Below are 17,971 nucleotides of genomic sequence, written 5' to 3' on the forward strand. Positions count from 1 at the left end.
TGGCGCGCGCTCCGTACATGTGGCGCTTCACGCAGCCGTTGCGCATTCCATTCGACGGAATGGACGGGTGCGCCGCCGCGAGCAATTTGCTTGCCGCCGTTGTTCGATTGGTTCAGCCTGAGATTGCGGTGCAGCTTCACAACGGGCGGTAGTGGGGAGAAGCAATCATGAGCAGCATCACGGCTGACGGCCGCGCCACGCCTATCGTGAACGATGCCGGCAGCGACATCGGCCCGCTCGAGCAGAAGCATCTGCAATACGCCAACTATCGCGCGGTCGCAGACACCACCGAGATCACGAAAACCCATTGGCACATCGCCACCGCCAACGCGCTCGGCTGGGGCTTCGACGGCATGGACGGCGTGATCTTCGCGCTGATCTCGCCGATGGTGATCAAGGAATTCCAGCTGAGCTTGCCGGAATACCGCTCCGGCATGCAGATCGCGCTGTTCGTCGGCATCGCCGGCCTCTATTTCTGGCCGTGGCTCGCCGATCGCTACGGCCGCCGCACGCTGCTCGCGGTCAACATCGCGCTGTTCTCGCTCCTGATGCCGGTCGCGGCGCTGTCGCCGACCTTCACGGTCTTCGTGATCGCGCGCTCGCTGTTGTTCTTCGCGCTCAACGGCGAATGGTCGCTCGGCTCGATGCTGGTGGCGGAGACCTGGCCGGCCCGGCTGCGCGGGCGCATCATCAGCATCACGCGCTCGGCCTGGTGCCTCGGCGCCACGCTCGCCGGCGCGATCACCGGGCTGGTCGCCGCCAATTTCGGCTGGCGAATCGCCGTGATGGTGCCCGGCGTGATCGCGCTGCTCGCGATCTATATCCGCTCCACTTGTCCGGAATCGCCCTATTGGGTGCGCGCGCAGGACCGCAAGCGGCGCATCTCGGAGACGCTGGCGCGCGGCGGCACCGTCAGCAACGAGGACGGCGCCTGGTTCGGCAAAGCCAAGTCGGTCGGCATCCGCCAGGTGTTCATGCCCGACGTGCTGCCTTCGACATTGGTCGCGCTGTTCGTGGCCTGCGCCAGCACCTGCATCTACGGCACGGTCGGCGCTTGGATGCCGCTGTATCTTTCGACCGAGAAGCATTGGTCGACCACGGAATACAGCCTGTTCTACGTGTTCTACGGCCTGTGCGGCTTCCTCGGCCTGTGCCTGGTCGGCTGGCTGATCGACAAGATCGGCCGCCGCCGTACCTTCATCGTGACCCTGATCGAGGGCGCGATCTTCATGACGCTCTGGGTCTATTCCGAGGACCGCGTCCTGCTGTGGGCGTTCGGGCTTCTCTGGTGTCTCGGCTTCCTCGGCTTCTGGGGCCCGAGCACGACGCTGACTGCGGAGATCTTCCCGACCCGCATCCGCGGCGCCGCCAACGGCGTGGTCTGGGCGATCGCCTATTTCGTCGGCTTCGTGCTGTTCCCCTTCGTCTCGATCGCGCTCCAGCAGCACACCGGCTCGTTCGCGCTGTCGTTCCTCTGCATCCCCGTGCTGATGATCGCGATGGCGGTCGGCGTGTTCCTGTTCGTGCCGGAGCATTCCGGCAAGGAGCTGAACGAGATCAGCGAGTGAGGCGCCGGTAGACCGTAGCCCGGATGAAGCGCAGCGAAATCCGGGGCCGCTGTAACCACGGATGGGCCTGCCCCGGATTACGCTTCGCTGCATCCGGGCTACGCACTTCAACCTCCCCTTGAAAAGGGGAGGTCGCTTTGCTCGCCAGAGCAAAAGCGGGTGGGATCCGCTCTCTCTGTAGACGGCATTGCCTGCGGCTGACCCCCATCCCGACCTTCCCCCTTTCAGGGGGAAGGAGAAGACAGATGGTAGCCCGACCTAATCCCTGTTCGCCGGGGTCTGAATAAATCCGCGATTATGCGTCGGGCTGATCAGGATCTCGTTCATGCAGACCCGCGCCGGCATGCCGGCGACGAAGGCGATGGTGCGGCCGCAATCCTCCGGCTGCAGCATCCTGGCCTGCTCGGCTTCGCTCGGCACCACCGGCCGTTGCTTCAGAATCGGCGTTGCCACCTCGCCCGGCGACAGGCAGCAGGCCCGCAGGCCGTTGACGCATTCGTCCATGTTGAAGGAATGGGTCAGCGCCAGCACCGCGTGCTTGGTCGTGGTGTAGGCCGGGCCCGGCATCTTCGAGACGTGGCGGCCCGCCCAGGAGGCGACGTTGATGATGCAGCCGTCCTGCTGCTTGCGCATCGTCGGCAGCACCGCGCGCATGCAGTAGAGCACGCCGTTGAGGTTGACCTCGACCAGCTTGTCCCAGCCTTCCAGCTCCATGTCGGCCCAGCTGCGCTTCGGCACGTTGATGCCGGCGCTGTTGACCAGGAGGTCGATGCGGCCGTGTTTGCGGACGATCGTCTCGGCGGCCTTGTTGACGTCGGCCTTGTTGCTGACATCGAGCGGAATCGCCTCGGCCTTGCCGCCCTTTTTGGTGATGTTGGCCACCACGCGGTCGAGCTCTTCCTTGCGGCGGCCGGAGACCACCACCGTCCAGCCGTCCGCAGCCAGGAATTCCGCCCCGGATTCGCCGATTCCGGTGCCGCCGCCGGTGACCCAGGCCACGCGTTTCCCATTATTTGTCATGCAAACTGTCTCCGTTGCTTTCCGAAGGGCGTTTTTGCTAATCCAGCCGGACTCTTACCGGCCCTTTCGCCCTTCGGGGGATGTTGCATGAACACGACCACCAACGCCAACCTGTTTTCCCGCCTGTTCGACGGCCTCGACGACCCCAACCGGCTCGCGATCGAGCAGCTCGACGGCAGCCGCATCTCCTATGGCGACCTGATCGCACGCGCGGGCCAGATGGCGAATGTGCTGGTGGAACGCGGCGTCAAGCCGGGCGACCGCGTCGCGGCGCAGACCGAGAAGTCGGTCTCGGCCCTCGTGCTCTATCTCGCCACCGTGCGCGCCGGCGGCGTCTATCTGCCGCTCAACACCGCCTATACGCTGAACGAGCTCGAATACTTCATCACGGATGCCGAGCCGTCGCTGGTGGTCTGCGATCCCTCCAAGCTGGACGGCATCAAGGCGATCGCCGCCAAGGCCGGCGCGAAGGTCGAGACGCTCGATGCCAGCGGCAAGGGTTCGCTGACCGAGGCCGCCGACAGGGCGCCGAAGGACTTCGCCACCGTGCCGCGCGGCAATGACGACCTCGCCGCGATCCTCTACACGTCGGGCACCACCGGCCGCTCCAAGGGCGCGATGCTCTCGCACGACAATCTGGCGTCGAACTCGTATTCGCTGGTCGACTACTGGCGCTTCACCGACAAGGACGTGCTGATCCACGCACTGCCGATCTATCACACCCACGGCCTGTTCGTGGCGAGCAACGTGACGCTGTTCTCGCGCGCCTCGATGATCTTCCTGCCGAAGTTCGATCCGGACGCGGTCCTGAAGCTGATGGCCCGCGCCACCGTGATGATGGGCGTGCCGACCTTCTATACCCGCCTGTTGCAGAACCCCGGCCTGAACAAGGACACGACCAAGCACATGCGGCTGTTCATCTCGGGCTCCGCGCCGCTGCTCGCCGACACCCATCGCGAATGGTCGGCGCGGACCGGACACGCCGTGCTCGAGCGCTACGGCATGACCGAAACCAACATGAACACGAGCAACCCCTATGACGGCGACCGCGTGCCCGGCGCGGTCGGCTTCGCGCTGCCCGGCGTCTCGGTGCGGGTCACCGATCCCGACACCGGCAAAGAGCTTCCGCGCGAAACCATCGGCATGATCGAGGTCAAGGGCCCGAACGTGTTTAGGGGTTACTGGCGGATGCCGGAGAAGACCAAGTCCGAATTCCGCAGCGACGGCTTCTTCATCACCGGCGACCTCGGCAAGATCGACGACAAGGGTTATGTCCACATCCTCGGCCGCGGCAAGGATCTCGTGATCTCCGGCGGCTTCAACGTCTATCCGAAAGAGATCGAGAGCGAGATCGACACCATGCCCGGCGTGATCGAATCAGCCGTGATCGGCGTGCCGCATGCCGATTTCGGCGAAGGCGTCACCGCCGTTCTGGTTTGCAGCAAGGGCGCCGATATCAGCGAGGCCTCGGTGCTGAAGGCGCTCGACGGGCGGCTCGCCAAATTCAAGATGCCCAAGCGCGTCTTCGTCGTCGACGAATTGCCGCGCAATGCGATGGGCAAGGTGCAGAAGAATATTTTGCGGGATACGTACAAGGATATCTACGCAAAGGGATGAAGCCGGAAGAACGTCGTGAGGGGTAGATGGAGCGGGAGCAGGCTATCCAGATTAACGATCAACTCGTCATCGCGCACGAGGCGATGAAGAAGGCTCGAATCGCGATTGCGGAGCTCGGAAAGCAGGAGCGGCTTGAATTGGATGGCCCGCTTTATGACCTCCTACTCGAGCTGGAATGGCAGGTGATGCTGCCGCTCTACGAACAGTTTCGTGACCTGATGAAGCTGGAGTTGCACGAAAAACTCCCTGCTCCGAGCTCCGAACTGAAGTGGAGCGACGTGCGTCTTCCCCGCGAAGCTACGGAAGCTACGCTGGACGACATCATCATGTCGGCCCTGACATCACGATGGCAGAAGGTCGCGATGATTATAGGGGTCGCGTTGAAAGACTGCGAGAAACTGAAATTGCCGATAGCTCCTGAAATGATCGGAGCACGCTTGCGCTTCCTGTCCCACGCCGGTCGGATCGAGGGCGTCGGAGACCTCCGACGGTGGGGTCACAGCGAAGTACGGCTGAAGGATGAGCCGATCAGTGCCCTCCAACGAGGCTGATCACGAACCGTCCGCCGACAATGAAAAGATAGGCCCCGAACGCCACCTCCAGCGCACGCTTCGACAGCGCGTGGGCCACCTTGACCCCGAGCGGCGCGGTGACGAGCGTGGTCGGCATCACCAGCAGCGCGCCGATCAGCGAGACGTAGCCGAGTGCGAACGGCAGTTGCAGCGCCGTGACCTCAGGAAAGCGTGCGGCGGCGGGCCAGCCGGCATAGACATAGCCGAGCGCGCCGGGGATCGAGATCAGCACCGCGAGCGCGGACGAGGTCGCGACCGCCTGATGGATCGGCCGGCCATAGAAGGTCATCAAGAGGTTGGCGAACAGGCCGCCGCCGATGCCCATCAGCGTCGACAGCAGGCCGACGAAGAAGCCATAGACGCGCATCAGAAATCCCTTCGGCACGTCGTCGCCGAACTTCCAGGTCTCGCGCGCCAGCAGCAGCCGCGCCGCCGCCGACCAGGCCACCACGACGAACACGATCTTGAACAGCCGCTCCGGCGCAAAGCGCGCGGTGACGCTGCCGGCGGCGACGCCGATCACGATCGGCAGCCACCAGCGCTTCAGGATCTCCATGTCGACCGCGCCGCGGCGATAATGGGCACGGAACGAGCTCAGCGAGGTCGGGATGATGATCGCGAGCGAGGTGCCGATGCAGAGCGGCATCCGCACCTCGAGCGGCACGCCGGCGAGACGAAAGCATTCGTAGAACACCGGCACCAGGATCGCGCCGCCGCCGATGCCGAACAGCCCGGCGAGAAAGCCGGACAGCGCGCCAACCGCAATCAGCAGCAGTGCGAGCTCGAGCAATTCCCTGGGATCGAGGCCGGCCATCATATCCTTCGCAGTGTCGACGTACGGCCGCACCACCCGCCCCCGCCTTCACGGAGATCAATAGCCCCTTTTGGGATTCGGGAGTATCTATGCTGTTGAGCAGGCTCTCTTGCGAAATGCGGAAGGATCGAGCTTGGACCAGCTTGCTGCGATGGCGGCCTTTGTCCGCGCGGTCGAAACCGGCAGCCTGTCGGCGGCGGCGCGGTCGCTGCCGAGCTCGCTGACCTCCGTCAGCCGCCAGATCAGCGCGCTCGAGGAGCATTACGGCACCCGCCTGCTGCTGCGCACCACCCGCCGGCTCGCACTGACCGACGACGGACGCATCCTCTACGAGCGCGCGAAATCCGTTCTCGGCGAGGTCAGGGAGATCGAGGCGGCGCTGGCGCGCGACCCGCATCAACCGTCAGGCCGGATTCGGCTGAGTTCGCCGAGCCTGATCGGGCGGCTGGTGATCGCGCCCCTGCTGGTGGAGTTTCTGCGCCGCTATCCGGCGCTTTCCATCGACCTGCTGTTGATCGATCGCGCGGTCGACATGGTCGAGGAAGACATCCATTTGGCCATTCGGATCGGGCGGCTGCGCGACTCGCAGCTCGTCACGCGCCGGCTCACCGACCTACAGATGATCGTGTGCGCGGCACCGGCCTATCTGGCCCGGCGCGGTGAACCGCGGACACCGGGCGAGCTTTCGTCGCACGACTGCCTGGTGTTCTCCGATTCGCCTGGGAGTGCGGAGTGGCGCTTTGCCGACGGCACGAAGACGGGTCGCAAATTCCGCATATCCGGTCGGCTCTGGATGAATAGCCTCGAGGCGCTGGTCAGTGCAGCGCGGGATGGCGTGGGCATCGTCCGCGTGCCGTCGTGGCAGGTGCAGTCCGATCTCGCCAGCGGCCGCCTGCAACGCCTGCTGATCGATCATGAGCCGGCCCCGACGCCGCTGCATCTGATGCTTCAGCCGTCACGCCTGGCATCGCCTAAGATCAGGGCATTCGTCGATTATCTGGTGGAACAATGGAGCAAAATCGACGCCTTCCGGGCCCCATCAGCGCGTCGCTAAACGTACCAATCGATGTTCGGATTTCAGATTCATTCTTTTGTTCACTCGACCTTGCATCTGGTATACCACACTGCGGATCAACCAGAATTCGGCAAGTCTAACAATGAACTTCGGTTCGACCGAAGGCTATTTGGCCGTTGCGCGGGCTGATCCGACTCCGTAAATAGAACTCCTCTACCGCGTTCCCCGATGGGCCGGCCGCGGTCCCTCACAACATGAAGCCCGCCGATGACCGCCAGGATCGAACGACCGCTTTCACCCCATTTGCAGACCTACCGGTGGACGCTGACGATGGCGCTGTCCATCGTCCACCGCGCCACAGGTGTGGCGCTCTATTTCGGCACCCTGCTGCTCGCCTGGTGGCTGATCGCAGCCGCCTCCGGTCCGACCGCCTACGCCAACGTCCAGGCCTTCACCGGCAGCGCGATCGGCAAGCTGATCGTGTTCGGCTACACATGGGCGCTGATGCACCATCTGTGCAGCGGCATCCGGCATTTCGTCTGGGACCTCGGCTACGGCTTCAAGGCCAATGAGCGCGAAGCGCTGACCTGGGGCGCGCTGGTCGCCGGCATCGTGCTGACCGTGCTGGTCTGGATCATTGCCTACGCGGTTGGAGGTGGACGATGAGCGGCCCCTCTTCGATGCGCACGCCGCTGGAGCGCGTCCGCGGCCTCGGCTCCGCGCATACCGGCACGGGCGATTTCTGGCGCCAGCGCCTCACCGCGGTTGCGATGACGCTCCTGATCGTTCCCGTGATCGTCGTAGTGATCATGCTGATCGGCCGCAACCATGCCGGCGCGGCCCAGATCCTCGGCTCGATCCCGATCGCCATCATCCTGCTGCTCTTCATCGTCGCCAGCACCTGGCACATGAAGATCGGCATGCAGGTCGTGTTCGAGGACTACATCCATAACGAGAAGCTGAAGATCGCCTGCGTGATGGCGAACAACTTCTTCTGCGTCGCGGTCGCTTTGGCCTCGATCTACGCAATCCTCAAATTGTCGTCGGGAGTATAACCCATGGCCGGTGAAGGAAACGGCAAGGCCACCAACGGCAGTGGCCCGGCTACCAATGGCAAGGCCTACCCGATCCAGGACCACACCTACGACGTCGTCGTGGTCGGCGCCGGTGGCGCGGGCCTGCGCGCCGTGGTCGGCTGCTCGGAAGCGGGCCTGCGCACCGCATGCATCACCAAGGTGTTCCCGACCCGCTCGCACACCGTTGCGGCGCAGGGCGGCATCTCGGCCTCGCTCGGCAACATGCATCCCGACGACTGGCGCTGGCACATGTACGACACCGTGAAGGGGTCGGACTGGCTCGGCGACCAGGACGCGATCGAATACATGGTGCGTAACGCGCCCGACGCGGTCTACGAGCTCGAGCATTGGGGCGTGCCGTTCTCGCGCACCGAGGACGGCAAGATCTATCAACGTCCGTTCGGCGGCATGACCCTGGACTATGGCAAGGGCCAGGCGCAGCGCACCTGCGCCGCGGCCGACCGCACCGGCCATGCCATGCTGCACACGATGTATGGCCAGTCGCTGCGCCACGCAGCCGAGTTCTTCATCGAATTCTTCGCCATCGACCTGATCATGGACGACCAGGGCGTCTGCCGCGGCGTGATCGCGCTGAAGCTTGACGACGGCACGCTGCACCGCTTCCGCGCCCAGACCACGATCCTGGCGACCGGCGGCTATGGCCGCGCCTATGCGTCCTGCACTTCGGCACACACCTGCACCGGCGACGGCGGCGGCATGGTGCTGCGCGCCGGGCTGCCGCTGCAGGATATGGAGTTCGTCCAGTTCCATCCGACCGGCATCTACGGCTCGGGCTGTCTCGTCACCGAAGGCGCCCGCGGCGAAGGCGGCTATCTCGTCAATTCCGAGGGCGAGCGCTTCATGGAGCGCTACGCGCCATCGGCCAAGGACCTCGCCTCGCGCGACGTCGTCTCGCGTGCGATGACGATCGAAATCCGCGAAGGCCGCGGCGTCGGCAAGAAGAAGGATCACATCTTCCTGCACCTCGATCACCTCGATCCGAAGGTGCTGCATGAACGGCTGCCGGGCATCTCCGAATCGGCGAAGATTTTCGCCAATGTCGACGTCACCCGCGAGCCGATCCCGATCGTGCCGACCGTGCACTACAACATGGGCGGCATTGCCACCAACTATCACGCCGAGGTGCTGACCAAGCGCAACGGCGACGACAATTCGGTGGTGCCGGGCCTGATGGCGATCGGCGAAGCCGCCTGCGTCTCGGTGCATGGCGCCAACCGCCTCGGCTCCAACTCGCTGATCGACCTCGTGGTGTTCGGCCGCGCCGCCGCGCTGCGCCTTGCCGACAAGCTGACGGCAAACGCCAAGCAGCCGGAGCTGCCGAAGGATTCGGCCGACCGCGCACTCGGCCGGCTCGATCACTTCCGCTACGCCTCCGGCGGCACGCCGACCGCGAAGCTGCGCGACAGCATGCAGCATGTGATGCAGAACAATTGCGCGGTGTTCCGCACCGGCGACGTGCTGCAGGAAGGCCAGAACCTGATCCACAAGGTCTATGGCGGCGTCGGCGACATCTCTGTGTCGGACCGCTCGCTGGTGTGGAATTCCGACCTGATCGAGACGCTGGAATTCGACAATCTGATCGTGCAGGCGATCGTGACGATGGATTCGGCGGCGAACCGCACCGAGAGCCGCGGCGCGCATGCGCGCGAAGACTTCTCGGCGCGCGACGACAAGAACTGGATGAAGCACACGCTGACCTGGATCGATCCGGCCGGCAAGACCGCGATCGATTATCGTCCCGTCCACGACTACACGATGACCAATGATGTGCAGTACATCCCGCCGAAGGCGCGGGTCTACTGAGAACGAAGGCGCGCAAGCATGGTTGAATTCGCACTTCCGAAGAATTCGAAGATTTCCGGCGGCAAGACCTGGCCAAAGCCGGCCGGGGCCACCGAGACGCGCGAGTTCCGGGTGTATCGCTGGAACCCGGACGACGGCAAGAATCCGAGCGTCGACACCTATTATGTCGACACCCATGATTGCGGTCCGATGGTGCTGGACGGCCTGATCTGGATCAAGAACCACATCGATCCGACGCTGACCTTCCGCCGCTCCTGCCGCGAAGGCGTCTGCGGCTCCTGCGCGATGAACATCGACGGCCAGAACACGCTGGCCTGCACCAAGTCGATGCACGACGTGGGCGCCGGCGGCGCGGTGAAGGTCAATCCGCTGCCGCACCAGCCGGTGGTGAAGGATCTCGTCCCCGACCTGACCAATTTCTACGCCCAGTATGCCTCGATCGAGCCGTGGCTGAAGACCACGACGCCGACGCCGCAGAAGGAGTGGAGGCAGAGCCACGAGGACCGCGAGAAGCTCGACGGTCTCTACGAGTGCATCCTGTGCGCCTGCTGCTCGACCTCGTGCCCGAGCTACTGGTGGAACAGCGAGCGCTTCCTCGGTCCCGCCGCGCTGCTGCAGGCGACGCGCTGGGTCACCGATTCCCGCGATGAAGCGACCGGCGAGCGGCTCGACAATCTCGAGGATCCGTTCCGCCTCTATCGCTGCCACACCATCATGAACTGCGCCAAGGCGTGTCCGAAGGGCCTCAACCCCTCGGAAGCGATCGCCGAGCTCAAGTTCAAGATGGTCGAACGCCAGATCTGATCCGACGCAGCCGCGGCTGGCGCTATGATAGGCGGCCAGCCGCCGCGGGGCGGATCAGGATATCGGCACCGACCGCATCGACCGCCGATCGATCGAGGTCGAGCACGACATCGACGATGCTGTGATCCTCCGGATCCATCGTGACGGTGAAGCCGAGATCGCGGCACATCCCGATCATCGTGGTGTTCTCGGTCAGCACCTGGCCGGACAGCCGCTTCAATCCCTCCGACCGCGCATAGTGGATCAGGAGCTGCATCAGCGCCCAGCCGAGCCCTTTGCCCTTGAGATCGGACTGCAGCAGGATCGCGTATTCGGCGTTCTGGTACAGCGAGTCCGAGTGCAGCCGGACCGCTCCCATCATCTCGCCGGTGCCCGGATCGAGCGCCACAAAGGCCATCGCGCGCGCATAGTCGAGCTGGGTGAGGCGCGCGATGAAGGCGTGCGAGAATTCCTTCATCGCGTGGAAGAAGCGCAGCCTGAGGTCTTCGGCGGTGACGCGCTTGAAGAACTCGGCGACCATCGGCTCGTCCTCCGGTCGCATCGGGCGCACCGTGACGCGCGAGTCGTCGCGTAACGCCAGCTCGCCCTCCCATTGCGACGGATAGGGCCTGACCGCCAGTCTGGTTTGACCGGCGAACAGCCGCGCCGGCTTGCGGATCGCCACCCGCGCATCGAGCGCAAGCACGCCGGTCTCGTCCGCCAGCATCGGATTGATATCGAGCTCGGCGACCTCAGGAATGTCGGCCGCCATCTGCGCCAGCTTGACCAGGGTGAGCGGCACCAGTTCGGCCGGGACGGCGGGCACATCGCCATAGCCGCCGAGCAGCCGCGAGACACGCGTCCGCCCGACCAACTCATGGGCGAGATTCATGTCGAGCGGCGGCAGCGCCACCGCCTTGTCGTTGATCACCTCGACCGCAGGGCCGCCGCGGCCGAATACCATCACCGGGCCGAAGGTCGGATCGTCGGCGATACCGAGGATCAGTTCGCGCGCCGCACGCCGCACGATCATCGGCTGGATCGTGACGCCTTGCAGCGTCGCATCCGGCCGCGCGCTTCGGGCGCGTTCGAGCACCGTCCTTGCCGCTTCGACGACGCTGTCCTTGGTGCGCAGGTCGAGGATCACGCCGCCGACTTCGGACGCGTGCCTGATGTCGCGCGAGAGCACCCGGACCACGATCGCGTGCCCCTCGGCGAGGAACGGCAGCGCCTTCTCGGCGGCGTCCTCGGCACTGTCAGCGACGACCGTCGTCACGATCGGAATGCGATAGGCCTCGAACAGCGCGACGATCTCGGCGGGATCGAGCCAGGCGCGCCCTTCCGACAACGCCTTCACGACCACATGCCGCGCCGCGGCCGTCTCCGGCGTGAACACCGATGCGACGCCCGGCGGGGTCGCCGCGAGCGCCGTGGAGGCCTCGCGATAGCGCACCAGATACATGAAGGCGCGCACCGCATCGTCCTCGGTCGGGAAATGCGGGATGCGCGCCGCCTCGAAGATCGCGCCGGTGCGCTCGTCGGCGCCGACCCATGCCGCAAGCGCCAGTGCCGCGACCGCACTCCGCTTCGTCCTGCGGTCACGCACGCACTGCGCCACCGCTTCGGCAATGCCCTCGGCCGGCGCCACCGCGGTTTCGACATTCGCGACCAGCACTGCGTCGTTATTGGCGTCATCGAGCAGCGCGTTGAGCGCCACCACGTAACGGGCGGCATCGGCATCGCCTGCGATGTCGACGGGATTGGCTGACGACCAGCCCTGCGGCAGCAACTCGTCGAGCCGCGCAATGGTCTGCGGCAGCAGCGTCGCGGGAACGCCGCCGAGTTCGGCCAGCCGATCGGTGGCGAGGATGCCGAGCCCGCCGCCATTGGTCAGGATCGCAAGCCGGTTGCCGCGCGGGACGAAGCCGCGGCCGAGCAGCTCGGCGCAATCGAACAGTTGGCGCAGGTCGTAGACGCGCAGCATGCCGGCGCGGCGGAACGCGGCGTCATAGACCGCATCGGAGCCGGCCAGCGCGCCGGTGTGGGTCGCGGCGGCCTTTGCCCCCTCCGCCATCCGCCCCGACTTGACGACGACGACCGGCTTCATGCGGGCCGCGGCGCGCGCCGCCGACATGAACTTGCGCGCATCCTTGACCGCTTCGAGGTAGATCAGGATCGCGCTGGTATGATCGTCGAGCGCGAAATAATCCAAGAGGTCGGCGACGTCGACATCGAGCTGGTCGCCGATCGACGCGATACCGGAGAAGCCGAGCCGCCGCTCCGCCGCCCACTCGATCATCGCCGACGCGACCGCGCCGGACTGCGAGATCAGCGCGACATGGCCCTCGGACGGTTGATGCGAGGCGAAGCTCGCATTGAGCTTCGCGCGCGGCACCATGACGCCGAGGCAGTTCGGCCCGACCAGGCGCATGCCGTGCCGCCGCGCCGTCTGCTCCACGATCTCCGCGAGCGAGCCCGCGCCATGGCCGAGACCGGCCGACAGGATCGCGGCGCCGGCAACGCCGGCGAGCCCGGCCTCCGCCACGATCTCCGGGATCGCCGCCGCCGGTGCGCTGATGACGACGAGGTCGGGAACGAACGGAAGCGATTTCAGGTCGGCAACGGTCGGCTCGCCATCAACGTCCGCATAGTGCCGGTTGACGACGCCCAGCCTGCCGGCGAAGCCGCTCGCCTTGAGGTTTCGGAGCACCGCCGCGCCGAGCGACGACGGCCGCGGGCTGCCGCCGACGATGGCGATGCTTCGAGGCGAAAATACTCGCTCCAGGCCGAACGTCGACATTGCGTGGTCTCGCAGGGAACCCGTGGATGCGCGAGAGGCGCCTCCGAACGAACTCTACTTCGTCGCCCGCCCGGTTGCACCCATTGCCGCCGCGACAGAACGCGACGGCCCGGCTAATGCAGCCCCAGCGCCTGCGCCAAATTGAAGGTCAGGAAGCTCGCGACATAGGCCAGCGCGAGCATGTACAGGAACGTCACCACCATCCACTTCGCGCCGCCGGTCTCGCGGCGGATCACCGCGAGCGTCGAGGCGCATTGCGGGGCGAAGATGTACCAGACCAGCATCGACAGCGCGGTCGCCAGCGTCCATTTCTGCGCCAGCACCTGGCCGATCTGCTCCGCCGCCTCCTTGCCGCCCTCGATCGAATAGACGGTGCCGAGCGCCGCGACCGCGACCTCGCGCGCCGCCATGCCCGGGATCAGCGCCACCGCGATCTGCCAGTTGAAGCCGATCGGCCGCAGCAGCGGCTCGAGCGCGTGGCCGATCATCGCGGCGAAGCTGTAGTTGATCGCCGGCCCCTCGGCGCCGGCCGGCGCGGTCGGGAACGAGGCCAGGAACCAGATCAGCACCATCATCGAGAGGATCGTGGTGCCGGCGCGATACAGGAACATCTTCGCGCGATTGAGCACGCCGATCGCGATGCTGCGCAGCCGCGGCACCTTGTAGTCGGGCAATTCCAGCATGAACGGCGCCGGCGCGTGGTCGCGCCAGAGAAAGAACTTTGCGATCGCCGAGACCGTCAGCGCGCTGGTGATGCCGGCGGCATAGAGGCCGAACATCACGAGCCCCTGCAGATTGACGAAACCCCACAGCGAGGTCGACGGAACGAAGGCCGAGATGATCAGCGTATAGACCGGAATCCGCGCCGAGCAGGTCATCAGCGGCGCGATCAGGATCGTGGTCAGGCGGTCACGCCGGTTGTCGATCACCCGCGTCGCCATGATGCCGGGAATGGCGCAGGCAAAGCTCGACAGCAACGGAATGAAGGCGCGGCCGTGCAGCCCGGCGCCGCCCATGATGCGGTCCATCAGGAATGCGGCGCGCGCCATGTAGCCGAAATCTTCCAGCAGCAGGATGAACAGAAAGATGATGATGATCTGCGGCAGGAACACGATGACGCTGCCGACGCCCGAGATGAGGCCGTTCTGCAGGAAGCTCTGCAACAGGCTCCAGCTTTCCGGCAGCAAATCGTGGATCAGCTGGCCAAGCGCGGAGAAGCCGTCCGACAGCAATTCCATCGCCGGCTGCGCCCAGGTGAACACCGCCTGGAACATCACGAACAGGATCACGGCCAGGATCACGAGACCCCAGACCGGATGCAGCACGACCGAATCGATCCGGTTGGTCAGTGTGTCGGGTTTGGTCGGCAGCGTGACGGCTGCCGCGATGATGCGGTCCGCCTCGCGCTGCGCCGCCTTGAGGTCGGCGATCGTCGGCGCCGCCCACTCGCTGGCCGCCGCCTCATGCGACTTCGCCAGGAATTCGTCGGTCCGCTTCAAGAGCTCGTCGACACCGCCCTTGCGGACCGCAACCGAGGTCACGATCGGCAGGCCGAGCTCCTGCGACATGCGATCGAGATCGATCGTGACGCCGCGGCGCCTCGCGATATCGATCATGTTGAGCACAAGCATCATCGGCCGGCCGACGCGCTTCAGCTCGAGCACCAGCCGCAAGGTCAGCCGCAGATTGGTGGCGTCCGCGACGCAGAGCACGAGATCGGGCACCGCCTCGCCGTCAAAGCGGCCGAGCACGATGTCGCGGGTGATTTCCTCGTCCGGGCTGCGGCCGCGCAGCGAATAGGTGCCGGGCAGGTCGAGCACCGTCACGCTGCGGCCCTCCGGCGTGACGAAGCCGCCGGATTTGCGCTCGACCGTGACGCCCGGATAATTGGCGACCTTCTGGCTGCTGCCGGTCAACCGGTTGAACAGCGACGTCTTGCCGGTGTTCGGCGCGCCGACCAGCGCCAGGCGCAGGGATGCAGTTGTCATTCGACGATCACGGCCATGGCTTCGCTCCGGCGCAGCGCGATCGTGATGTTGTCGACGCGCACCGCGATCGGATCCCGTCGGATCGTGCCTTCATGCAGGATTTCCACGCGTGCGCCCTCGACAAATCCCATCTCCACCAAGCGCTGCTCGAGCTCCTGCGGAGAGAGCGATGAACCCGTCACGAGCGCATCGAGCCTGATGATTTTTCCGACAAAACCGCGATCCGCATGTCCGAGCCGGATGTCCCGTAAGTTATCCTGGGAGGAGTTTGGATCGCCTGTCATGCGGCCTGTGTTTCAGCAGGTAGTCACAGGGTCAAGCATTTGCCCGTGAGTGGTTTTAGAACTCCTAAAAACAGTGCCCGCGATCGTCATCCCGGCCGATTTTCCGCTTGACCGCCGCGCCCTCGCTAACGAGGTCGTGATCCCGCCGGGCGGCATCGGCCTGGCCGGCACAATTGGGTTGACCACGCGGGCGGCATTGCCCCTCCGCGGCGGGCCCGAGCGCGGACCGGCTGCCGGCCGATCGCTCTGGACACCCTTCTGCTGCCTGCGGACGGCGGATCGCCATCCGCACGGCCATCCGGGTCGGGGTTTCGCTTCCTCCGGCGCGACGGTTTGCGTTAAGGTCCGCAAGAAGCCGGAGCGCCCGTGCCGACCGCACACCGCAATTCGCTGAGACTGCTGCAATGGATGATGGCCGCTTCGCTGGCCCTTCCGCTGGCGCTGTTCGTGTTTGCTTCCGCGATGTCCCGGATCTCGACCAGAGAGGCCGCCGACCAGGAAATCCAGCGCACGCTCGACGTCGCCCACGAGCACGCGCTCAAGGTGTTCGAGACCATCGACCGCAGCCTGGGCGAGATCACTGAGGTCGTCCGCGGCATGAGCGACGCCGACATCGCCGCGCGCGAGAAGAGCCTGCACGAGCGGCTGCGCCGGGTCGCCGACACGCTCCCCCAGGTGAAATCGATCTGGGTGTTCGATGCCAACGGCCATGCGCTGGTCAACAGCCTGGTGCAACCGGCCCCCGACATCGATTTCTCGGATCGGGATTACTTCCGCATCCACGCCGAGCGCGACATCGGCACCTATATCGGCGAGGTGCTGACGCCGCGGCCACCCTATCAGGGTGCGCGGTTCTTCAGCGTCGGCCGCCGCCGCAACAACGAGGACGGCAGCTTTGGCGGCGTGATCCAGGCCTCCGTGCTTCCGGAATATTTCGAGAATTTCTACGCCAAGATCGGCCGCGAGCCCGGCAGCTTCCTGGCGCTGATCCGGACCGATGGCTCGATACTGGCGCATTTCCCTGTCATCGACCACGACGCCAGGTTTGACCCGAGCGGGCCGCTGGGGCGACAGGTCGTCGCCAATCCCGAGACCGGCGGCATGACGATCCGTTCCCCGGCCGACGGTATCGAACGGCGCATGCGCTATCAGCGGCTGGCCGAATACCCGATCTATGTCAGCGCCGGGCTCGAAACCTCGGCGATCCAGGCGCGCTGGATCTCGACCATGGCGCAGCACCTGATCTTCGGCATACCGGCCACCGCGCTGCTGTTTGGCCTGCTCGCGCTCGCCTTCCGGCGAACCGAGCGCCTGCAGGAGGAGGCCGACCGGCGCATCGAGGCCGAGGACGCGTTGCGGCATGGCCAGCGATTGGAGGCACTCGGGCAACTCACCGGCGGCGTCGCGCATGACTTCAACAATCTGCTCACCGTGATCCGCGCTTCGGTCGACATGTTGCGGCGGCCGGACTTGCCGGAGGCGCGGCGGCAGCGCTACATCGATGCGATCTCCAACACCGTGAACCGTGCTGCCAAGCTGACCAACCAGCTGCTCGCGTTCGCGCGCCGGCAAACCCTCAAGCCCGAGGTGTTCGACGTCTGCCAGAATGTCCGCACCCTGAGCGAGATGATCACCACCCTGATCGGCTCGCGCATCGAGATCACAGCGCAGGTGCCGGACGAGACCTGCCTCGTCAACGCCGATGCCGGCCAGTTCGAGACCGCCATCATCAATATGGCGGTGAATGCGCGCGACGCGATGGACGGCGTCGGCCGGCTCACGATCGCGGTCCGCGCCGTGAAGAATTTGCCGTCCGAGGCGGTCACGCCGCCGAGCCCGCACGGCCATATCGCGGTGTCGGTGGCCGATACCGGCGTCGGAATTCCGCAGGAGCTGTTCGGCCGCATCTTCGAGCCGTTCTACACCACCAAGGAGGTCGGTCACGGCACCGGCCTTGGCCTGTCGCAGGTGTTCGGCTTCGCCAAGCAATCCGGCGGCGAGGTCACCGTGACCAGTGAAGTCGGCAAGGGCTCGACGTTCACGCTGTATCTCCCGCGTGTGGTCGGCAGACACAACGCACAATCGCCGCTCACGGAGGATGCGCCTTCGATCGATCAGACCAGCGCGTCGGTCCTCATCGTCGAGGACAATGCCGAGGTCGGAAAGTTCGCCGCCGACACCCTGACCCAGCTCGGCTGCACCTGCGTTCTGGTCGAGAACGCAACCCACGCGCTGGAAGAGCTGGCCGTCGACCCCGACAGGTTCGACCTGGTGTTCACCGATGTCGTAATGCCCGGCATGAGCGGCATCGAGCTTGCGGAGGAGATCCGCCGGCAGCGGCTCGATCTGCCGATCGTGCTTGCCTCCGGCTACAGCCAGGTGCTGTCGCAGCAGGGCAGCGGCGGCTTCGAGCTGTTGCAGAAGCCGTATTCGGCCGAGCAGCTGGCGCGCGTGCTGCACAAGGCCACCCGCTCGCGCCGGCTGAAGCGGGACCAGGCGCCGGCGTCGTGAGGTGATGGCGTGCGCGCGCCACAAACGCGATGTCGTCCCTGCAAAGCAGGGACCCATAACCACAGGATCGGGCTGTTGAGTAGGCTGTGGCTCCAGCGA

General features: G+C 65.6%; 14 protein-coding genes. 9 read left to right on the plus strand and 5 right to left on the minus strand.

From position 1 onward, the window contains the following. Nucleotides 1-167: 167 nt before the first annotated feature. Nucleotides 168-1,568, plus strand: coding sequence for an MFS transporter (locus AAFG13_RS25900; protein ID WP_342708623.1), 1,401 nt, complete (start codon nt 168-170; stop codon nt 1,566-1,568). A 258-nt stretch (nt 1,569-1,826) separates the two neighbouring features. Here AAFG13_RS25900 and AAFG13_RS25905 read toward each other — a convergent pair whose 3' ends face one another. Continuing rightward, on the minus strand, nt 1,827-2,588 hold the full coding sequence (locus AAFG13_RS25905; protein WP_342708624.1) for an SDR family oxidoreductase: 762 nt from the start codon (nt 2,586-2,588) through the stop codon (nt 1,827-1,829). 87 nt (nt 2,589-2,675) lie between these two features. Here AAFG13_RS25905 and AAFG13_RS25910 point away from each other — a divergent pair, with 87 nt between their 5' ends. Both AAFG13_RS25910 and AAFG13_RS25915 read left to right on the plus strand, forming a co-directional pair. Next, entirely contained in the window at nt 2,676-4,205 is a 1,530-nt protein-coding gene (locus AAFG13_RS25910; protein WP_342708625.1) for a malonyl-CoA synthase, read from the plus strand. A gap of 26 nt (nt 4,206-4,231) precedes the next feature. Further along, nucleotides 4,232-4,756 (plus strand): DUF3658 domain-containing protein, encoded by a 525-nt coding sequence (locus tag AAFG13_RS25915; protein WP_342708626.1) that lies wholly within the window; start codon nt 4,232-4,234, stop codon nt 4,754-4,756. On the opposite strand, the gene AAFG13_RS25920 is transcribed toward AAFG13_RS25915, so the two are convergent. Continuing rightward, nucleotides 4,734-5,594: a sulfite exporter TauE/SafE family protein gene (locus AAFG13_RS25920; protein ID WP_342713398.1), complete on the minus strand. Its 861-nt coding sequence runs from the start codon at nt 5,592-5,594 to the stop codon at nt 4,734-4,736. The two genes, AAFG13_RS25915 and AAFG13_RS25920, sit on opposite strands and share 23 nt — an antisense overlap. Before the next feature lie 130 nt (nt 5,595-5,724). On the opposite strand from AAFG13_RS25920, the gene AAFG13_RS25925 reads away from it, so the two are divergent. The 5 genes from AAFG13_RS25925 to AAFG13_RS25945 all read left to right on the plus strand — a co-directional run bounded on the left by AAFG13_RS25925 (nt 5,725) and on the right by AAFG13_RS25945 (nt 10,310). Then, a complete protein-coding gene (locus AAFG13_RS25925; protein WP_342708627.1) occupies nt 5,725-6,645 on the plus strand; it encodes a LysR family transcriptional regulator in 921 nt (306 codons plus the stop codon). 228 nt (nt 6,646-6,873) lie between these two features. Next, complete coding sequence (sdhC, locus tag AAFG13_RS25930; protein WP_092121389.1) at nt 6,874-7,272, plus strand: succinate dehydrogenase, cytochrome b556 subunit; 399 nt, start codon at nt 6,874-6,876, stop codon at nt 7,270-7,272. A gap of 14 nt (nt 7,273-7,286) precedes the next feature. Then, nucleotides 7,287-7,661, plus strand: a complete 375-nt coding sequence (gene sdhD, locus AAFG13_RS25935) for a succinate dehydrogenase, hydrophobic membrane anchor protein (protein WP_176535291.1) — start codon at nt 7,287-7,289, stop codon at nt 7,659-7,661. A 3-nt stretch (nt 7,662-7,664) separates the two neighbouring features. Then, nucleotides 7,665-9,506, plus strand: coding sequence for a succinate dehydrogenase flavoprotein subunit (gene sdhA / locus AAFG13_RS25940; protein WP_212318817.1), 1,842 nt, complete (start codon nt 7,665-7,667; stop codon nt 9,504-9,506). A gap of 18 nt (nt 9,507-9,524) precedes the next feature. Beyond that, complete coding sequence (locus AAFG13_RS25945) at nt 9,525-10,310, plus strand: succinate dehydrogenase iron-sulfur subunit (protein WP_050402509.1); 786 nt, start codon at nt 9,525-9,527, stop codon at nt 10,308-10,310. 22 nt (nt 10,311-10,332) lie between these two features. Here AAFG13_RS25945 and AAFG13_RS25950 read toward each other — a convergent pair whose 3' ends face one another. The 3 genes from AAFG13_RS25950 to AAFG13_RS25960 form a co-directional block, all read right to left on the minus strand. Next, nucleotides 10,333-13,089, minus strand: a complete 2,757-nt coding sequence (locus tag AAFG13_RS25950; protein WP_342708628.1) for a bifunctional acetate--CoA ligase family protein/GNAT family N-acetyltransferase — start codon at nt 13,087-13,089, stop codon at nt 10,333-10,335. A gap of 113 nt (nt 13,090-13,202) precedes the next feature. Further along, nucleotides 13,203-15,077 (minus strand): ferrous iron transporter B, encoded by a 1,875-nt coding sequence (locus tag AAFG13_RS25955; protein WP_342708630.1) that lies wholly within the window; start codon nt 15,075-15,077, stop codon nt 13,203-13,205. Further along, the gene (locus tag AAFG13_RS25960) at nt 15,074-15,361 is read right to left on the minus strand and encodes a FeoA family protein (protein WP_173639959.1); all 288 of its coding nucleotides are present in this window, start codon (nt 15,359-15,361) and stop codon (nt 15,074-15,076) included. The genes AAFG13_RS25955 and AAFG13_RS25960 overlap by 4 nt, the downstream gene beginning before the upstream one ends. Before the next feature lie 366 nt (nt 15,362-15,727). Here AAFG13_RS25960 and AAFG13_RS25965 point away from each other — a divergent pair, with 366 nt between their 5' ends. Next, nucleotides 15,728-17,872 carry a hybrid sensor histidine kinase/response regulator gene (locus AAFG13_RS25965; protein ID WP_212318809.1) on the plus strand — a complete coding sequence of 715 codons (2,145 nt, stop codon included), beginning with the start codon at nt 15,728-15,730 and terminating at the stop codon, nt 17,870-17,872. The last annotated feature ends 99 nt before the right edge of the window (nt 17,873-17,971 follow it).

It is taken from the genome of Bradyrhizobium sp. B124 (genome assembly GCF_038967635.1).
GTDB lineage: Bacteria > Pseudomonadota > Alphaproteobacteria > Rhizobiales > Xanthobacteraceae > Bradyrhizobium.